The 17,855-nt window shown below is 69.7% G+C and carries 17 protein-coding genes; 3 read left to right on the top strand and 14 right to left on the bottom strand.

All coding sequences use genetic code 11. The features are described 5' to 3' along the window. Positions 1-9: 9 nt before the first annotated feature. The 3 genes from rpmF to VM306_RS35770 form a co-directional block, all read right to left on the bottom strand. Positions 10-192, bottom strand: coding sequence for a 50S ribosomal protein L32 (rpmF, locus tag VM306_RS35780; protein WP_030467958.1), 183 nt, complete (start codon positions 190-192; stop codon positions 10-12). A 2-nt stretch (positions 193-194) separates the two neighbouring features. Then, complete coding sequence (locus VM306_RS35775) at positions 195-776, bottom strand: YceD family protein (protein WP_325522915.1); 582 nt, start codon at positions 774-776, stop codon at positions 195-197. Between the two features lie 219 nt (positions 777-995). Then, a complete protein-coding gene (locus tag VM306_RS35770) occupies positions 996-1,712 on the bottom strand; it encodes a DivIVA domain-containing protein (RefSeq protein WP_325522913.1) in 717 nt (238 codons plus the stop codon). A 114-nt stretch (positions 1,713-1,826) separates the two neighbouring features. Between VM306_RS35770 and VM306_RS35765 the strand changes: the two genes are divergently transcribed. Then, positions 1,827-2,270, top strand: a complete 444-nt coding sequence (locus VM306_RS35765; RefSeq protein WP_325522911.1) for a GNAT family N-acetyltransferase — start codon at positions 1,827-1,829, stop codon at positions 2,268-2,270. Here VM306_RS35765 and coaD read toward each other — a convergent pair. The 4 genes from coaD to VM306_RS35745 form a co-directional block, all read right to left on the bottom strand. Next, the gene (gene coaD, locus VM306_RS35760) at positions 2,267-2,749 is read right to left on the bottom strand and encodes a pantetheine-phosphate adenylyltransferase (protein ID WP_325522909.1); all 483 of its coding nucleotides are present in this window, start codon (positions 2,747-2,749) and stop codon (positions 2,267-2,269) included. The two genes, VM306_RS35765 and coaD, sit on opposite strands and share 4 nt — an antisense overlap. A gap of 53 nt (positions 2,750-2,802) precedes the next feature. Continuing rightward, positions 2,803-3,357 (bottom strand): 16S rRNA (guanine(966)-N(2))-methyltransferase RsmD, encoded by a 555-nt coding sequence (rsmD, locus tag VM306_RS35755; RefSeq protein WP_325522907.1) that lies wholly within the window; start codon positions 3,355-3,357, stop codon positions 2,803-2,805. A gap of 52 nt (positions 3,358-3,409) precedes the next feature. Next, a complete protein-coding gene (locus tag VM306_RS35750) occupies positions 3,410-4,483 on the bottom strand; it encodes an MBL fold metallo-hydrolase (RefSeq protein WP_325522905.1) in 1,074 nt (357 codons plus the stop codon). 154 nt (positions 4,484-4,637) lie between these two features. Continuing rightward, positions 4,638-8,015, bottom strand: a complete 3,378-nt coding sequence (locus tag VM306_RS35745) for a pyruvate carboxylase (protein WP_325522903.1) — start codon at positions 8,013-8,015, stop codon at positions 4,638-4,640. 317 nt (positions 8,016-8,332) lie between these two features. Between VM306_RS35745 and VM306_RS35740 the strand changes: the two genes are divergently transcribed. After that, positions 8,333-9,607: a hypothetical protein gene (locus VM306_RS35740; RefSeq protein ID WP_325522901.1), complete on the top strand. Its 1,275-nt coding sequence runs from the start codon at positions 8,333-8,335 to the stop codon at positions 9,605-9,607. Positions 9,608-9,753: 146 nt separating this feature from the next. On the opposite strand, the gene recG is transcribed toward VM306_RS35740, so the two are convergent. Beyond that, positions 9,754-11,910 carry an ATP-dependent DNA helicase RecG gene (recG, locus tag VM306_RS35735; RefSeq protein WP_325522899.1) on the bottom strand — a complete coding sequence of 719 codons (2,157 nt, stop codon included), beginning with the start codon at positions 11,908-11,910 and terminating at the stop codon, positions 9,754-9,756. A gap of 14 nt (positions 11,911-11,924) precedes the next feature. Next, positions 11,925-13,535, bottom strand: coding sequence for a DAK2 domain-containing protein (locus VM306_RS35730; RefSeq protein WP_325522897.1), 1,611 nt, complete (start codon positions 13,533-13,535; stop codon positions 11,925-11,927). 148 nt (positions 13,536-13,683) lie between these two features. Here VM306_RS35730 and rpmB point away from each other — a divergent pair, with 148 nt between their 5' ends. Then, a complete protein-coding gene (rpmB, locus tag VM306_RS35725) occupies positions 13,684-13,875 on the top strand; it encodes a 50S ribosomal protein L28 (protein ID WP_030467945.1) in 192 nt (63 codons plus the stop codon). Between the two features lie 16 nt (positions 13,876-13,891). On the opposite strand, the gene VM306_RS35720 is transcribed toward rpmB, so the two are convergent. From VM306_RS35720 to VM306_RS35700, 5 genes are read right to left on the bottom strand one after another with little or no spacing between them, the layout of a single operon-like run. Next, the gene (locus VM306_RS35720; RefSeq protein ID WP_325522895.1) at positions 13,892-15,067 is read right to left on the bottom strand and encodes an MFS transporter; all 1,176 of its coding nucleotides are present in this window, start codon (positions 15,065-15,067) and stop codon (positions 13,892-13,894) included. A 26-nt stretch (positions 15,068-15,093) separates the two neighbouring features. After that, entirely contained in the window at positions 15,094-15,768 is a 675-nt protein-coding gene (locus VM306_RS35715; RefSeq protein ID WP_325522893.1) for a uracil-DNA glycosylase, read from the bottom strand. 20 nt (positions 15,769-15,788) lie between these two features. Further along, on the bottom strand, positions 15,789-16,310 hold the full coding sequence (locus tag VM306_RS35710; protein ID WP_325522891.1) for a gamma carbonic anhydrase family protein: 522 nt from the start codon (positions 16,308-16,310) through the stop codon (positions 15,789-15,791). Between the two features lie 10 nt (positions 16,311-16,320). Next, positions 16,321-16,731, bottom strand: coding sequence for a GNAT family N-acetyltransferase (locus tag VM306_RS35705; RefSeq protein ID WP_325522889.1), 411 nt, complete (start codon positions 16,729-16,731; stop codon positions 16,321-16,323). Positions 16,732-16,786: 55 nt separating this feature from the next. Then, a complete protein-coding gene (locus tag VM306_RS35700) occupies positions 16,787-17,755 on the bottom strand; it encodes a thiamine-phosphate kinase (protein ID WP_325522887.1) in 969 nt (322 codons plus the stop codon). Between the last annotated feature and the right edge of the window lie 100 nt (positions 17,756-17,855).

The raw sequence follows: 17,855 nt of genomic DNA, 5'->3' as shown, positions 1-17,855 counted from the left end.
CCGAGGAGATCAGGCCGGCTGAGCGACCTGGCGGCCAGCGTACTGACCACAGGCCGGGCAGGCGACGTGCTGCGGCTTCGGCTGGCGGCAAGCCTTGTTGGAGCACGCCACCAGGTGCACGGCAGACGTCTTCCACTGGGAACGGCGCGCACGGGTGTTCGAGCGCGACATCTTCCGCTTCGGGACGGCCACGACTACTTCTCCTCGTTGTTGTCATCGCTGAACCGCTCTTGCAACGCGGCCCAACGAGGGTCAATCGTCTCATGCCCGTGGTCGGGCCCGAGCTCCGCCCACCTGCCACCACACTCGGGGCACAGCCCCTTGCAGTCCGGCTCGCAGAGCGGCGCCTGCGGCAGCGCGAGGACGATGGCGTCCCGCACCACAGGCTCGAGGTCGATCAGATCGTTCTCGATCCGGCTGACCTCGTCTTCATCGGTGGTCTCGTCCGTGGTGCTGTCCGGCCACGCGTAGAGCTCCGTGATCCGGACTTCGACCTCGTCGCTGATGGGCTCGAGACACCTCGCGCACTCACCTTCGACCTTGGCGAACGCCGTCCCCGACACGAGCACGCCCTCCACGACCGACTCGATCAGGAGGTCGAGCTCAACCTCACCACTCTCAGGCACCGCGATCACCCCGAGCAGCCCCACACCTGCGGCGGGAACCGACCTGACGAAGGGTCGGCTGGACCCGGCTCGACGGCCGATGTCCCTGGTGTCGATGACCCAGGGACCGGATGCTGTGGGACGCGTGGACGCGTGACGATGCTCAGTCATGATCAGATTGGTTGCCGGCGGGGACCTACCACGTCCAGCCGTTCCAGGGTACGGGACGACTGCCTCACGCGTGAAATCGGCAGGTGATCGCACCTGTCCGACGTAGCGCGAATCACACGTTCAGGCGTCTAGGACCCCCGCTGTTGCGCTGCGGACCGTACCAGACCTGCCCTGCGGGCCTCGTCCGCGATAGTTCGAACGGACCGGCGGGACAGGGGCCTAGGCGCCGTAGTCGAACGGCGCGGCGGCCCCCGCGACGGCCGGGCCGCGCAGGTGCGAGCGGCCCTTGCCGACTGACCGGAGCGTGTGCGCGAGGAGGTCCTCGAAGTCAGCGAGCTTGCTGTCCACGTACGCGTCGCACTCCGAACGCAGCCGGATGGCCTCGTTCTGGGCGGAGTCGAGGATGCGGGCGGCCTCGGCGTGCGCGGCCCGGACGACCTCCTGCTCGTTGACGAGCCTGGCCTGCTCGGCCCGGCCGTCCTCGGTGGCGCGCTCGTAGTTGGCGCGGCCCGCCTGGATCATCCGCTCCGCCTCCGCGTGCGAGCGGCCCACCAGGTCGTCGTACTCCTGACGGCCCGCGGCCACCGTGCGCTCCGCCTGGTCCTCCGCCTCCGCGATCATCCGCTCGGCGCGGGCACGGGCGTCGGACAGCATCGCCTCGGCCTCCGCCTGGGCCTCCGCGAGCATGCGGTCGGCGTCCGCGCGCGCCTTCGACACGCCGGACTCCGCCTCGTGCTTGGCCTTGCCGACGACCTCGTCGCGGTGGTCCAGCACGTCCTGCGCGTCGTCGAGCTCCGCCGGGATGGCGTCGCGCACGTCGTCGAGCAGTTCGAGCACATCACCGCGCGGCACCACGCAGCCCGAGGTCATCGGTACTCCGCGCGCTTCCTCGACGATCGTGACGAGCTCGTCGAGTGCCTCGAACACCCGGTACACGTCTCACTCCCTAACCCCTGTGGATCCCCACCACCAAGTGTGCCCTGCCGCTCTCCCCGAAAGAGGGAGATCGGCAGGGCGTGTCAGGATTTCCCCGTCGACCAGGGGAGAACCATGAAGATCAGGAGGGCCGTCGCCACCGACGTGGAGGCGATCGTGGCCATGCTCGCCGACGACCCGCTGGGCGCTCAGCGCGAGAAGCCGGGCGACCCGGCCTACCTCAGCGCGTTCGAGGTGATCGACGCCGACCCGCACCAGTACCTGGCCGTGGCGGAGGACGAGACCGGCGAGGTGGTGGGCACGCTGCAGCTCACGTTCACGTCCGGCCTGTCCCGCATGGGCATGACCCGCGCGACGGTCGAGGCCGTGCGCGTGCGCTCCGGCCAGCGCGGCAACGGCCTGGGCGAACGCATGCTGAGGTGGGCGATCGACGAGGCACGCGCACGCGGATGCGGCGTGGTGCAGCTGACGACCGACGCGTCACGCGTGGACGCACACCGCTTCTACGAGCGGCTGGGCTTCACCGCGTCGCACGTGGGGATGAAGCTCGCGCTCTAACGACCTTCGGCGAGGCGCTGCTGCAACCGCTGCTCGATAGAGGCCGGCAGCAGCGTCGACACGTCACCGCCGTACGTCGCAACCTCCTTGACCAGCGAAGACGCCAGGAAGGAGTACTGCGGGCTGGCCTGCATGAACAACGTGTCGACCCCGGTGAGCTGGTGGTTCATCTGCGCCATCTGCAGCTCGTAGTCGTAGTCGCTGACCGCGCGCAGACCCTTGACGATGGCCTTGATGTTGTTCTCGCGGCAGTAGTCGACGAGCAACCCGTGCCACGAGTCGACCCGCACGTTCTCCCACTGCGAGGTCACCTCGCGCAGCATCTCCTGCCGCTCCTCGACGTCGAACAAGGTGCGCTTGTTCTTGTTGATGAGCACAGCGACGACGACCTCGTCGAACAGGTGCGCGGCTCTCCCGATGATGTCCAGGTGACCGTTGGTTACCGGGTCGTAGGAGCCGGGGTACACGGCACGTGTCATGAAGCGGACGTTAGCACCCGATCGGACGCCTCCAGGCGTGTCCGTGGTTCTCGTCACCCATCAGAACGCACCCGCCCCCAGTACACGGCAGTGTCCCCATAACGCTTGGCGCGCAAGGATTCCACTCCCCCGGGCCACCCTGGTTCGCCACTGCGCGAAGCACGTTCCACGATCAAGACGGCATCAGCAGCGAGCCGAGGCGCGATCCCCAGCAACACTCCGGCGAGCACGTCATCACCCACCACATACGGCGGGTCGGCGAACACGACGTCGAACGCCTCCCCCTCACCAGTGACGTAAGCCTCGGCAGTGCGATTGACAACAGTCACACCGCCGAACCCCAACTCACGAGCATTGAACTTGAGCACCTCAGCCGCCCGCTTGTCCGACTCGACGAACGTCGCGTGCCCGGCCCCCCGGCTCAACGCCTCGAACCCAAGCGCACCAGACCCCGCGTAGAGGTCGAGCACCCGAGCCCCGTCGAGGTCCATCAACGCCTCGAGAGAACTGAACAGAGCCTCCCGAACGCGGTCGGAAGTAGGCCTGGTGCCCTTGGGCGGCACCTTGAGCCGACGCCCCCCGGCCGACCCGGCAACGATTCGTGTCACCCGCTCATCGTCCCAGGCGGTTCGCGGACGGCCGAGCGGTGGCCGCCGCTCGTCAGGCGAGCGACTGCCACCACCCGTCGACGTCACCGGGCGAGTCGACGTCCACCCGTTCTCCCGGCCGGGGCACGGCCAGCTCCATCCCGCGGGCCTTGACCTCGCGCCACACCCGGTCGATCGGCTCCCCCCACGGGTGCAGGGCGAGGTTGAACGTGGCCCAGTGCACCGGGATCAGCAACCCGCCGCCGAGGTCGTCGAACGCGCGGACACCGTCCTCCGGCGTCATGTGGATGTCCGGCCAGGCGTCCCCGTACGCACCGACCTGCATCAGCACCGCGTCGAACGGACCGTGCTCGGCGCCGATCTTCTTGTAACCGGCGAAGTAGCCGGTGTCACCGCTGTAGAACACCGACCGCGACCCGCGCTTGATCACCCAGGACGCCCACAGCGTCACGTCCCGCTGGATCGACCGGCCGGAGAAGTGCTGCGCGGCGGTGCAGGTGAGCATGAACCCGTCCACCGAGTGCGACTCGTCCCAGTCCAGCTCGACGATCCGGGCAGCGGGCACCTCCCACCGCTCCAGGTGCGCCCCGATTCCCAGCGGCACCACGAAAACGGCCGAAGTGGACGCGGTCAACGACTGCACGGTCGCCATGTCGAGGTGGTCGTAGTGGTCGTGGGAAATCACCACAGCGCTGATCGTGGGCAAATCAGACAATTGATGCGGAACGGGGTGCAACCGCTTGGGCCCGGCATGGGCGGAAGGCGACACCCGGTCACTCCACACGGGATCCACCAGCACCGCGGCACCGTCGATCTCGATGAGCGCGGAAGCGTGCCCATACCAGGTGATGTGCAGTCCAGAGGACACCGGCGCCGCAGGCCCCACCAACGGCACGGCGACGGACGGCTTGCGGTCCTCTCCACCGAAGATGAAGTCGCGCACGGAGAACGAGTCGCGGTCCGGGACCGAGCTGACTTTCCTGTCGTTGTGGAACTTCCCGTCGCGGTAGCGCGGCGACCGCGCCATCCGCACCGGGTCCGGCTTGCCCCCGAGCTGCCTGGGAACGTCCCTCAGTGCCCACGCCACGCCCGCCAGTCCGAGCAGGCCGGCCAACGCCTTCTTCATGCGAATCCCTTTCCCTGACCCCGTGCCCGGTGCAACGCACGGAATCGTCGTGGAGTTCCTCGTTCCCCGCAGCGCGAAACGGGGCCCGGCACGAATGCCGGACCCCGTCGGAAACCACCGCGGGAAATCACCGCGGGAAATCACCGCGGGACGATCACTCCAGGACGATCAGGAGGTCGCCGCCCTCCACCTGCTGGGCGCCGCGCACCGCCAGCCGCCGCACGACACCCGACTTGGGAGCGGTGATCGCGGCCTCCATCTTCATGGCCTCGATCGTCGCGACGGTCTGGCCGGCCTCGACGCGGCCGCCCTCCTCCACCGAGGCCGTGACCACGCCGGCGAACGGGGCGGCGACGTGGTTCGGGTTGCCCCGATCGGCCTTCTCCGCGGCCGGGATGTCCGCTGCCACCGAGCGGTCGCGGACCTGGATCGGGCGCAGCTGGCCGTTCAGGGTCGCCATGACCGTGCGGATGCCCCGCGCGTCGGCCTCGGAGATCGCCTCCAGGCCGATCAGCAGCCGGACGCCCGGCTCCAGGTCGACGGAGTACTCCTCGCCGGGGCGCAGGCCGTAGAAGAAGTCCTTGGAGCGCAACACCGACGTGTCGCCGTAGGCGTCGCGGTGAGCGCGGAACTCCTTGGTGGGCGCCGGGAACAGCAGCCTGTTCAGCGTCGCCCGCCGGTCGTCGACCAGTCCGGCCTCGTCCTCGGCGGAGAGCTCCTCGACCCGCTTCGGCGCCGGGCGGCCCTCCAGGGCCTTGCTGCGGAACGGCTCCGGCCAGCCGCCGGGCGGGTCGCCCAGCTCGCCGTGCAGGAAGCCGATCACCGAGGCCGGGATGTCGAACTTGCCGGGGTTCTCCTCGAACTCCTTCGGCGCCACGCCCGCGCCCACGAGGTGCAGCGCGAGGTCGCCGACGACCTTGGACGACGGCGTCACCTTCACGAGGTGGCCGAGCATGCGGTCGGCGGCCGCGTACATCGACTCGATCTCCTCGAACTTGTCGCCCAGGCCCAGTGCCACGGCCTGGGTGCGCAGGTTCGAGAGCTGACCACCGGGGATCTCGTGGTGGTAGACGCGGCCGGTCGGGCCGGGGATGCCGGACTCGAACGGCGCGTAGATCCTGCGCACGGCCTCCCAGTACGGCTCGAGGTCGCACACGTTCTGCAGGTTCAGGCCCGTGGAGTGCTCGGTGTGGTCGGTCAGCGCCACGATCGACGACAGCGGCGGCTGCGACGTCGTGCCCGCCATCGACGCGGTGGCGCCGTCGATCGCGTCCACGCCCGCCTGGATCGCCGCGAGGTAGGTGGCCAGCTGGCCGCCCGCGGTGTCGTGGGTGTGGAGGTGGACCGGGAGGTCGAACTCCTTGCGCAACGCCGTGATCAGGCGCGACGCGGCCGGTGCCCGCAGCAGGCCCGCCATGTCCTTGACGCACAGCACGTGCGCGCCGGCTCCGACGATCTGCTCGGCCAGCTTGAGGTAGTAGTCCAGCGTGTACAGGCGCTCGTCCGGGTTGGACAGGTCGCTCGTGTAGCAGAGCGCGACCTCGGCGACCGCCGTCCCGGTCTCGCGCACGGCCTCGATCGCCGGGCGCATCTGCTCGACATCGTTGAGGGCGTCGAAGATCCGGAAGATGTCGATGCCGGTGTTCGTCGCCTCCTCCACGAACGCCTTGGTGACCGCCTCGGGGTACGGCGTGTAGCCGACCGTGTTGCGGCCGCGCAGCAGCATCTGCAGGTTGATGTTCGGCACGGCCTCGCGCAACGCCGCGAGACGCTCCCACGGGTCCTCGGCGAGGAACCGCAGCGCCACGTCGTAGGTCGCGCCGCCCCAGCACTCCAGGGACAGCAGCTCCGGCGTCATGCGCGCGACGTGCGGCGCGACGGCGAGCAGGTCCTTGGTGCGCACGCGCGTCGCCAGCAGCGACTGGTGCGCGTCGCGGAACGTCGTGTCCGTGACGCCGACGGCCTTGCTCTCGCGCATCCACCGCGCGAAGCCCTCGGGGCCGAGCTCGGTGAGCTTCTGCTTGGACCCGGCGGGCGGTTCGGCGTTGAGGTCGACGACCGGCAGCTTCTCGCGCGGGTCGACCGAGGTCGGGCGCGTGCCGTTCGGGTGGTTGACCGTGATGTCCGCGAGGTAGGTCAGCAGGCGCGTCCCGCGGTCGGCCGAGTGGCGCGCCGTCAGCAGGTGCGGGCGCTTCTCGATGAACGACGTGGTGACGCGGCCCTCGTAGAAGTCCGGGTCGTCGAGCACGGCCTGGATGAACGGGATGTTCGTGGACACACCGCGGATGCGGAACTCCGCGATCGCACGGCGTGCACGGGCGACGGCGAGGGAGAAGGTGCGGCCGCGGCAGGTGAGCTTCACGAGCATCGAGTCGAAGTGCGGGCTGATGGCCATGCCCGCGCCGGCCGTGCCGCCGTCGAGGCGGATGCCGGAGCCACCGGGCGAGCGGTAGGCGCTGATCGTGCCGGTGTCCGGGCGGAACCCGTTGGCGGGGTCCTCGGTCGTGATGCGGCACTGCAACGCCGCGCCGCGCAGCTGGACGGTCTCCTGGGACAGGCCCAGGTCCTCCAGCGTCTCACCGGAGGCGATGCGCATCTGCGACTGCACGAGGTCGACGTCGGTCACCTCTTCGGTGACCGTGTGCTCGACCTGGATGCGCGGGTTCATCTCGATGAAGACGTAGTGGCCCTCGGGGTCGAGCAGGAACTCCACGGTGCCGGCGTTGCGGTAGCCGATGTGCCGCGCGAACTTCACCGCGTCCGCGCAGATGCGGTCGCGCAGCTCGGGTGCGAGGTTCGGCGCGGGCGCGATCTCGATGACCTTCTGGTGGCGCCGCTGCACGGAGCAGTCGCGCTCGAAGAGGTGGATCACGTTGCCCTGGCCGTCGGCGAGGATCTGCACCTCGATGTGGCGCGGCTCGACCACGGCCTGCTCGAGGAACACGGTCGGGTCGCCGAACGCCGACTCCGCCTCGCGCGACGCCGCCTCCAGCGCCTCGCGCAGCCCGGCCGGGTCGTCGACCTTGCGCATGCCGCGGCCGCCACCACCGGCGACGGCCTTCACGAACACGGGGAAGCGCATCGGCTTCGACGCCTCGAGCAGCTCGTCGATGTCCGACGACGGCGCGCTCGACTCCAGCACCGGCAGCCCGGCCTCGCGGGCGGCGGCGATGGCGCGCGCCTTGTTGCCCGTGAGCTCCAGCACCTCGGCCACGGGGCCGATGAACGTGAGACCCGCCTCACGGCACGCCATCGCCAGTTCCGGGTTCTCGGAGAGGAAGCCGTAACCGGGGTAGATCGCGTCGGCACCCGCCTTGCGGGCGGCCTTGATGATCTCCTCGACGGAGAGGTAGGCGCGGACGGGATGTCCCGGCTCACCGATCTCGTAGGACTCGTCCGCCTTCAGGCGGTGCAACGAGTTGCGGTCCTCGTGAGGGAAGACGGCCACCGTTCCCGCGCCCAGTTCGTAGGCGGCTCGGAACGCGCGAATCGCGATCTCGCCGCGGTTGGCGACAAGAACTTTGCGGAACATCCGTAGCCCTCCCGGAGTTGCTCGACGGTCAGTTCCGGCACGTTACCGTGCAGCTCTTGCCAGGTGGGAGAACTGTCCCACGTGATGGGTGTCATCCTGATCGGTCTTGCTCGGGGAGTTTCCCGCGTGATGGGAGCTTGTCCACGGGTCGCCACCCAGTCAGACTGCGGCCGGTAGTGGGTTTAACCGGATCGTGTGACGATCTTGGTCACCAAATCGGTAGGGTGAGCCATATGGCCGGGGCTGATGGAGCCGGGCAGCCTACTGCCCGGACACCGCATTTCGACGTTGTCCTTCGTGGTTACAACCAGCGACAAGTGAACGAAAGAGTCACCCGTCTGGAGTTCGACCTCAAGAATTCGAACCGCTCCCGTGACGCGGCCGCCGCGCAGGTGGCGGAGCTCACGAAGCTCTTGAACTCCATGCGCGCCGATCTCGACAAGGCCAAGATGCAGCTCCACAACCTGGCCAACAGTCCCGTGAGCGCGTCGAACGTCACCGAACGCGTGCGCGTGATGATGAGCCTGGCCGAGGAAGAGATCGCGGACATCCGCAAGGACGCCCTCGACAAGGCCGCCGCGACGCGTGCCGAGGCCGAGAAGTGGGCCGCGGACCAGCGCGAGGCCCACCAGCGCCTGCTCGCGGAGACCGAGGCCCGCCGCAAGCAGCTCGAGGGCACCTACCAGCAGCGCAACGCCGAGCTCGACCAGCGGTTCGCCGGCCGCCGCTCCGAGCTGGAGGCCGAGTTCGAGGCGATGCGCGCGAAGCTCACCGCCGAGCACGAGGCCCTGGTCGCCGAGGTGCGCGGCGAGGGCGAGCGGGTCGCCGCCGAGTTCGAGAAGAAGTCGGCCGACCTGGACGCCCGCCGCGTCGAGCTCGACCAGAAGTACAAGGCGTACCACGACGAGCTGGACAAGGAGTACGACGGCCTCAAGACGAAGCTGACCGCGGAGCACCAGAAGGTGCTGGCGGACGCCCGGTCCGAGGCCGACCGCATCACCTCCGACGCCGAGGCCAAGCGCGTCGCCGCGCTGAGCAAGCTCGACGACGAGCTGGCGTCGAAGAAGGCGGAGGCCGAGAAGGTCCTGTCGGAGTTCGAGGCCGAGTCCCTGGCGAAGGCCGAGAAGACGACGTCCGACGCGTCCGCGAAGGCAACGGCCCTGGTCAGCGCTGCGGAGACGAAGGCGGCGACAACCCTGCGCGAGGCCGCGGACAAGGCCGAGGCCACCGTCGCCGAAGCCGACGAGAAGGCCACGTCGCTCGTCCGCGACGCAGAGGCCCGCACGTCGGCGCTGGTCAGCGAGGCGGAGAAGCGCACGGCCGCCGCGGTGGCCGAGGCGGACCAGCGCGCGGCCGCCGCCGCCGAGAAGGAAGCCTCGCTGCGGGCGGCGCACGACAACCTGGCCACGCAGTTCCACGCCGCGCAGGCCGCGGTGGAGGCGGCCATGTCGGTGCTGAAGCCGCTGGAGGACGGGTCCGGGGAGGACGACGAGTCGGCCGCCGGGTCGTCGGGCGAGCAGAAGACCGAGCAGAAGACGGCGCCGGGCGAGCAGAAGACCGAGCAGCTGCCGAAGCCGCGGCAGAAGGACTGAGCTTCAGGTTCGTGGGAACGGCGGCGGTGCGCTCAGGCGGCCGCCGCCGTTCTCGCGTTCGCGGGGCGGCGAGTCCGACCCGCCCCGCGGGTCACACCAACGTCGCCGCTCACGCCTTCGAACAGCCGCTCCTCAGCAGGCACCGGTCAGGCCTTCTCCAGGAACTCCGCCCGCTCCTCCGTCAGCAGCGTCGCCACCATCCCCGCCAGGCCGGGGTGCTTCTCCAGGTCCGGATCGGCGTCCACGAACTGCTGGGCGGCCACCCGCGCGTCGGCGATGATGTCCTCGTCGCGCAGCAGCGAGAGCATCTTCAACGCCGAGCGGCGGCCCGACTGGGCGGCGCCCAGGATGTCGCCCTCGCGGCGCAGCTCCAGGTCGAGCTGGGCCAGTTCGAAGCCGTCCAGGGTGGACTCGACGGCACGCAGGCGTTCCATGGTCGCCGTCATCTCGGGCATCTCCGTCACCAGCAGACACAGGCCAGGCGCGCTGCCGCGGCCCACCCGGCCCCGCAGCTGGTGGAGCTGCGAGACGCCGAAGCGGTCGGCGTCCATGATCGCCATGACGGTGGCGTTCGGGACGTTGACGCCCACCTCGATGACCGTGGTGGCGACGAGCACCTGGACCTGGTTGGCGGCGAAGGCCCGCATCACCGCGTCCTTCTCGTCGGGGGGCATGCGGCCGTGCAGGATCTCGATGCGCAGGCCTCGTAGCGGGCCCTGGGCGAGCGTGGTCGCCACGTCGATCACGGACAGGGCCGGGCGCTTGTCCTCGTCGTCGGACTTCGCCGGCTCCTCGTCGCCGATGCGCGGGCACACGAAGTACGCCTGGTGGCCCGCCGCGACCTCCTCGCGGACGCGGGCGAAGGCGCGGTCGAGCCACGTGGGCTTCTCGCGCACGGGGACCACCGAGGTCTTGATCGGCGAACGGCCGCCCGGCAGTTCGCGCAGGGCCGAGACCTCCAGGTCGCCGTAGACCGTCATCGCCACCGTGCGCGGGATCGGGGTCGCGGTCATGACCAGGACGTGCGGGTTCTCCCGCTCGCCGCGGGCGGAGAGGGCCGCGCGCTGCTCGACGCCGAAGCGGTGCTGCTCGTCGACGACCACCAGGCCGAGGGAGTGGAACTCCACCTTCTCCTGGATGATCGCGTGCGTGCCGACGACGATGCCCGCCTCGCCGGTCACGATGTCGAGCAACGCCTGGCGGCGCTGGGCCGTGTTCATCGAGCCCGTCAGCAGCGTCACGCGCGTCGCGTCCTCCGCGCCGCCGAGCTGACCGGCCTGGGCGAGGTCGCCGAGCATCTCGGTCAGCGAGCGCGCGTGTTGTGCCGCAAGGACTTCCGTGGGGGCGAGCATGGCCGACTGACGGCCGGCGTCGACGGCCTGAAGCATCGCTCGCAACGCGACCATGGTCTTCCCCGACCCCACCTCTCCCTGCAGGAGGCGGTTCATCGGGACCACGGACTCCAGGTCGGTGGCGATCTGCTCGCCGACCTCCACCTGGCCCTTGGTCAGCGTGAACGGCAGCCGCGCGTCGAACGCGTCGAGGATTCCGCCGGACTTGCGGGCGCACGAGGGCGCCGGACGGGCCGTCGACGCCTTGCGGCGCTGCGCCAGGGTCAGCTGGACGGCCAGCGCCTCGTCCCACTTCAGGCGCTGCTGCGCCACGGTGATCTGCGCCCAGCTCTCCGGCCGGTGGATCGACCGCAGCGCGTCCTCCAGGCCGATCAGGCCGTGCTCCTCGCGGAAGCCGGCGGGCAGCGGGTCCTCCGGCACGCCGTCCCAGATCTCCAGCAGCTGCTTGACGCAGTTGGCGATGTTCCACGTGTTGATGTGCTGCGACGCCGGGTAGACGGGCAGGAACGCCTGCAGGAACGACGACCCGTCCTGCTCGGGGGTGAGGATCTCGAACGCCGGGTGCACCAGCTGCAGGTTCTGCCGGTAGCGGCCGACCTTGCCCGCGAACAGCGCGCGCGTGCCCGGCAGCAGCTCCTGCTCCGCCACGAACGCGACCTTGCCGAAGAACACCAGGTGCAGCTCGGAGGTGCCGTCGGTGATCACGGCCTCGGTCATCTGACCGCGGCGCGCCTTCATCTGGCGCTTCACGCACTTGCGGACCTCGGCCTGCACCGTCACGTGCTCGTCGATTTCCAGTGACCTGATGTCGGTCAGCTTCCCGCGCTCGTCGTAGCGGCGCGGGTAGTGGCGCAGCAGGTCACCGACCGTCGTGAGGCCGAGGCCGGTCTCCAGTGCGTCGGCGGTCTTCTTGCCGAGCAACGGCTGCAGCTTGTCGTCGAAGGAGATCATCGCGTCCCATTGAACTACTCGACACCGACAAAGATGACCGCGTCGGGCTGTCCGCCCGGATATGCCGTCACCTCCACCTCCGGATGGGTGACCCGCAGGTGGTCTTCGAGCACGTCCACCAAACCACCCGGACTGCCTGCGCCCACAATCACGGTCACCAGCTCGCCGCCGCCCGCCAGCATGCGGTCGACCAGCCGGCACGACAGGTCCATCACCGACTCGGGCGACGCCGGACCGGGCTCGATCAGCACGACCTCGCCGTCCAGCATGCCCAGCAGGTCGCCCGGCTGGCAGCGGCCCACCCACGTCATCGCCTCGTCGGCCGCGATCGAGAGCTCGCCCCGGCGTGTGGCGGCAGCGGCCTCGGCCATCGCGACAACGTCGTCACCTGCGCGTCGAGACACGTCGTGCACCGCCAACGCCGCGAGGGCCTGCACGGGCGACAGCGTCGGCACCACCACCACGTCCTGCCCCGCGGCCCGTGCGTACGCCACGGCTTCCTCGAGCACCTCACGGATGTCCGGATCGCCGGGCAGCACGGCAACGTGACGCGCGCGCGTCGACACGATGGCGGACAACAGGTCTGTGGGCGTCGCCGAAGAAGAAGCGAGGTCGAACACCGTGGCGCCTTCCGCGCGGAACAGGTCCACGGCGCCGCTCACGACCACGACGATCGCCCTGTCGCGCACGAACCGGGAAGCCTGCGCGGCGATCTGGTCCGCGAACCGCGCCACCGTGATCCGGTGTGGACGCCCGGCGCGCACACCCGCCTCGATGGCCGCGCCGATGTCGTTGCAGTGCACGTGCGCGGTCCACAACGACGCACCGTCGCCCACGACCGACACGCAGTCGCCCAGCAGGTTCAACGACGCGCGCAGCTCCCCGACCGCCTCCTCCGAGGTCTCGTCGATCAGGTACATGACCTCGTACTCGAACTCCGAAGAGCCACCTTCGCGCTCGGTCGTCAACGACTCCGGCGTGCGCGGCAGCAGCGGCGCGTCCATCGGTGTTTCCACGGTCTGGCCGGTGATCACCGCGGCCAGTGTGTCCAACAACACAACGAGTCCACGTCCGCCGGCGTCGACCACCCCCGCCTTGGCCAGCACGGCGAGCTGGCGGGGCGTGTCCGCCAACGCCACGGCGCCCGCGCGCGAGGCCGCCACCACCACGTCGTCGAGCTCGTCGGAGTCGCAGTCGCGGGCGGCCTCGGACGCGGCGTGCAGCACCGACAGAACGGTGCCGGGAACGGGCTTGGACACGGCGGCCGTGGCCAGCTCGTCGGCCCGGTGCAGACCCTTGCGCAGCGCCGACCCGGTGACCAGCGAGACCTCCTGGACGGTCTCCGCGAGGCCCCTGAGCACCTGCGACAGGATCACGCCCGAGTTGCCGCGGGCCCCGGCCAGCGCACCGCGGGCGAGCGCGCCCAGCGCGTCCCCCACCGTCGACATCGGCGAGCGCAGCAGCGCGTCGAGGGCCGACTGCATGGTGTGCAGCAGGTTGGTGCCCGTGTCACCGTCCGGGACGGGGAAGACGTTGATCTGGTCGATCGACTCCCGGTTGGCGTCCAGCGACCGCACGCAGGCGTCCGCCCACCTGCGCACCGCGACCGCGTCCATGGCCTGCATGGCGGCGAGAGTATCCACCCGGTTTGGTCGCTGGTGAGGCCACCGGCTACCCTGACTGGGTTGCCGTGCCCGGAAGAGGCTTGTGCACGCTTGCGCGCCCACCGGGACGCGAGGCATACCGCTTGAGGAACCTGAAGGAGTGGCTGACGTGGCTGCCGTGTGCGACGTCTGTGGCAAGGGGCCGGGCTTCGGCCATTCGGTTTCACACTCCCAGCGGAAGACGAACCGCCGCTGGAACCCGAACATCCAGTCTGTGCGCGCGAAGGTCTCGGCCTCGCAGCGCCAGCGCATCAACGTGTGCACCTCGTGCCTCAAGGCCGGCAAGGTCGTGCGCGGCTGATAACGCCACAGCAAGGTTAGTGCGAAGAGGGTCCGGCTCCGGCCGGGCTCTCTTCGCGTTTCAGGGCCCTGTGCACGAACACGAGACAGACCACCCCGCTGAGCACGGCCCCGGTGCCGCCGAGCGCGAACACCGCCCGCGGCCCCAGGACGAGCAGCAGCCCACCGGCCGCCGCCGTCCCGAGCAGGTTCGCACCGGTCACCATCGACCCGACCGCGGCGAACGCCCTGCCGCGCATCTCCTCCGGCGTCCGCAGCCGCACGATCGCGTTCAACGTCACGTTGTCGATGCCGTTGGAGACACCGCCGATGAGCCAGCCGATGGCCGCCGTCACGACGAACGGGAACGTCGCCGGCATCAGCACGGCGACACCGGTGGTGATGCCGGTGATCGCGAGCGCGCGGGCGACCTGAGGAACGGTCCTGAGCCGCACGGCCAGCCTGTTGCCGACGACGACGCCGATCATCCAGCACGCCTGCATCGCGCCGAGCAGGAACTCGTCGCCGTGCAGCACGAACCGCACGAACGCGGGATCGGCCACGTTGATCACCACGACCGCGCCGACGAAGCACGCCAGCCCGAGGATCGCCGCGAACAGCACGGCATCGCGCCGGACGTGCCGGATGCCCGCGAGAGCGCTGGGCCGGTGCGCGTGCTCGCCGGACGGCCTGCGTTCCGACCGCACGAACGCCAGCAGCGCGGCATAGCCGAGGAAGGTGCAACCGTCGATGAGCATCGCGGCGGAGTGCCCGAAGATCCCGGCGAGCACCGCGCCACCGGTCACGCCGGCGATGTTGCCGACGCTGCGCCCGGTGGCGAGCCACGAGTAACCCCGCGTCGCTTCTTCCTCACCGGCGATGTGCGGCACGAGCGCGGAGGTGGCGGGCTGGGCCACGGCACGGCCGCACCCGGAGACGAGCACCAGCGCCACGACGAATGCCGGCTGTCCCATGAGAGGCGCGACGGCCGCGATCGCGATGCCCTGGAACAGCAACGCGACCATCAACAGGCGGCGGTTGGGCAGTTTGTCGACGAGGACGCCCGCCAGCGGCGCTCCGAGCACGAGCGGCAGGAGTTCGGCGACCAGAATGGCGGCGACCAGCAGCGGACTGATCGGCGTCGCCCAGAAGAGCAGGACGAGCAACGACAACGAGTTGCCGAATTCGGAGACGGCCGCTCCCGCGGCCGTCAACGTCAGATCACGACGAACGAGCGGAACTACGGGAGCTTCCAGTCGATCGGTTCGGCGCCCTGCTTCTCCAGCAGTTCGTTGGCACGGCTGAAAGGCTTCGACCCGAAGAACCCGGAGTGCGCGGAAAGCGGCGACGGGTGCGCGGACTCGATGGCGGGCAACGGCTGCAACAACGGGCGCAGGTTGCGCGCGTTGCGGCCCCACAGGATCGAGACGAGAGGTGCGTCACGAGCCGCCAGCGCCTTGATGGCCTGCTCGGTCACCGCTTCCCAGCCCTTGCCCTGGTGGGAGTTCGCCTTGCCCGGCTGCACCGTGAGCGCCCTGTTGAGCAGAAGGACACCGCGCTCGGACCACGGGGTCAGGTCGCCGTTGGACGGAATCGGGTGCCCGAGGTCGTCGGCGTATTCCTTGTAGATGTTGATGAGCGACTTGGGAATGGGCCGCACGTCGGGGGCCACCGAGAACGACAGGCCGACCGCGTGGCCGGGTGTCGGATACGGGTCCTGGCCGACGATCAGCACCTTCACCTCGTGGAACGGCTGCTGGAAAGCGCGCAGCACGTTCTCGCCCGCGGGCAGGTAGGTGCGACCGGCGGCGACCTCCGCTCGCAGGAACTCACCCATGGCGGCGATCTGGTCAGCAACGGGGGCGAGAGCTTCAGCCCAACCGGCTTCGACAACTTCGTTGAGGGGACGAGCCACGGCTGTGAACCCTATCTCACTCAATCGAGCCGACGGAGCTTCTCCCGGTACAAAGCGATGTTCTGGACGTATTTCTCCACGATGAATGCCCATGCGTGTTCCGGCACGACATATCCAGCACGTTCCCGGGCGGGAACCCCGAGAACCATGGAACGTTCGCGGACGTGGCCGTCGAAGGAGACCACCGCGCCGGCGCCGACGATCGCGCCCTTTTCCACGATGGAACCGTTGAGCACCACGGAACCCGACGCGATCAGGCATTCGTCGGCGACGGTCGCGCCTTCGATGTGCACGTTGTGCCCGATGACGCACGAAGATCCGATGTGCACCGGGTGGACCTCGGTGCAGTGGATCACCGTGCCGTCCTGGACCGACGTGCGCTCGTCGATGACGATGCGGCCGTAGTCGCCGCGCAGCACGGCCTGCGGCCACACCGACGAGTTCGCACCGATGCGCACGTCACCGATCACCGTCGCGTCCGGGTGCACGTACGCGTCCGGGTGGATCTGCGGCGTGTAGTCCCCCAGCGCATAGATGGCCATGCGCCCGAACCTACAACGGCTTCCCGTAGCACCGGCTGTCCGGGTGGTCGCTGTAGACGCCGAAGTTCGCGATCCGCTCGTAGCCGCCGGTGGTGTACAGGCTGATCGCCTCCGGCTGGCGGACACCGGTCTCCAGCACCATCCGCCGCAGGCCCGCCTCGCGCGCCGTCGCCTCCAGGTGGGCCAGCACGCGGCGGGAGAGGCCCTGGCCGCGCGCCGATTCGACGACGTACATCCGCTTGATCTCGGCCGCGCCCTCGATCTCGTCGTTGACGCGCCAGCCGCCGCACGCGACGGGCACGCCGTCGAGGTAGCCGATCACGAAGTAGCCGAGCGGCGCCGCGAACTGCGCCGGGTCGACCGGCGTGATGTCCACCTCGCCGTACCGCTCGACGTAGACCTGCTGGAGGTCGTCGATCATCTTGACCGAGTCCGGATGGTCATACGGTCGCGTGCATAGTTCCACAGGAGTGAGTCTACGCGCGCCAGTGCTCCCAGCCAGGGGGTTTCTCGTACGTCCTGCCGTCCACCGTCACGCCTTCGCCCGCGCGGACGGTGCCGATGATGGTCCAGTTCGGCGGAACCGCCTTCGTCCCGGCGAACGTCGCCGCGAGCGCGTGGTCTTCGCCTCCGGTCAACGCCCAGTGCCTCGCGTCACCGCCCAGCGCCGACGCCACGTCGAGCAGGCGCGGGTGCAACGGCAGCAGCTCCGTGCGGATGTCGATCGCCACACCGCTCATGTCGGCGATGTGACCGAGGTCCTGCAGGAGCCCGTCCGAGACGTCGATCATCGAGGTGGCCCCGGCCTCTGCGGCCTTCGGCCCCTCCTCGTACGGCGGCTCCGGCGTGCGCTGGGCGTTGACGATGCCGACCGGGGAACGGAACCCGCGGCCGAGCACCGCCAGTCCCGCGGCCGCCCAGCCGAGCCGTCCGGTGACCGCCACGACGTCCCCGACGAGCGCTCCGGACCTCGTGACCGGCTCGAGCCCGTTCATGTCGCCCAGCGCGGTGATGGAGATCACCAGTGTGGCGGAGCTGACCATGTCGCCGCCGACGATGCCCGCGCCGGCCGTCGCCGCCTCCTGCCACAGACCCGACATGATCCCCTCGATCACGGCGGCGGGGGTGTCCGGAGGACAGGCGAAACCGACGAGCAGAGCGGACGGCAGCGCTCCCATCGCGACGACGTCCGCGAGGTTCACGGCGGCCGCTTTTCGGCCCACCTGTTCGGGTGTGGACCAGTCGAGTCTGAAGTGGACACCCTCGACCAGCAGGTCCTTGGAAGCGACGACCCGTCCGTCCGGCACGGCGACGACGGCCGCGTCGTCGCCGGGACCGAGGATGGTCGTCTCCGGCTGCGCCCGACCGGTCGTCACCCTGTGGATGAGGTGGAACTCACCCACATCGGCGACCGTCTCCGCGTCGCGCGGCGGCTCCGGACGCAAAGTTGCCTCCCAATCTGAGCATTCGGAACCCCAACTGGGGTACGTTGCGTGACACGTTCCTACCTCGACCCAACCTGTCGCGACGAAGGGGCACGCCGTG

It is taken from the genome of Lentzea sp. (assembly GCF_035525475.1).
Taxonomy (GTDB): Bacteria; Actinomycetota; Actinomycetes; order Mycobacteriales; family Pseudonocardiaceae; genus Lentzea.
Note: the sequence above shows the minus strand (reverse complement) of the source record. Positions and strands in the feature narration are given on the sequence as shown.

What these genes read in the sequence shown, in the direction of transcription:
- VM306_RS35775 (WP_325522915.1), bottom strand. Translation starts at nt 776, where the DNA reads ATGACTGAGCATCGTCACGCGTCCACGCGTCCCACAGCATCCGGTCCC.
- VM306_RS35765 (WP_325522911.1), top strand. Translation starts at nt 1,827, where the DNA reads ATGAAGATCAGGAGGGCCGTCGCCACCGACGTGGAGGCGATCGTGGCC.
- coaD (WP_325522909.1), bottom strand. Translation starts at nt 2,749, where the DNA reads ATGACACGTGCCGTGTACCCCGGCTCCTACGACCCGGTAACCAACGGT.
- VM306_RS35750 (WP_325522905.1), bottom strand. Translation starts at nt 4,483, where the DNA reads ATGAAGAAGGCGTTGGCCGGCCTGCTCGGACTGGCGGGCGTGGCGTGG.
- VM306_RS35745 (WP_325522903.1), bottom strand. Translation starts at nt 8,015, where the DNA reads ATGTTCCGCAAAGTTCTTGTCGCCAACCGCGGCGAGATCGCGATTCGC.
- recG (WP_325522899.1), bottom strand. Translation starts at nt 11,910, where the DNA reads ATGATCTCCTTCGACGACAAGCTGCAGCCGTTGCTCGGCAAGAAGACC.
- VM306_RS35730 (WP_325522897.1), bottom strand. Translation starts at nt 13,535, where the DNA reads ATGCAGGCCATGGACGCGGTCGCGGTGCGCAGGTGGGCGGACGCCTGC.
- VM306_RS35710 (WP_325522891.1), bottom strand. Translation starts at nt 16,310, where the DNA reads ATGGCCATCTATGCGCTGGGGGACTACACGCCGCAGATCCACCCGGAC.
- VM306_RS35705 (WP_325522889.1), bottom strand. Translation starts at nt 16,731, where the DNA reads ATGATCGACGACCTCCAGCAGGTCTACGTCGAGCGGTACGGCGAGGTG.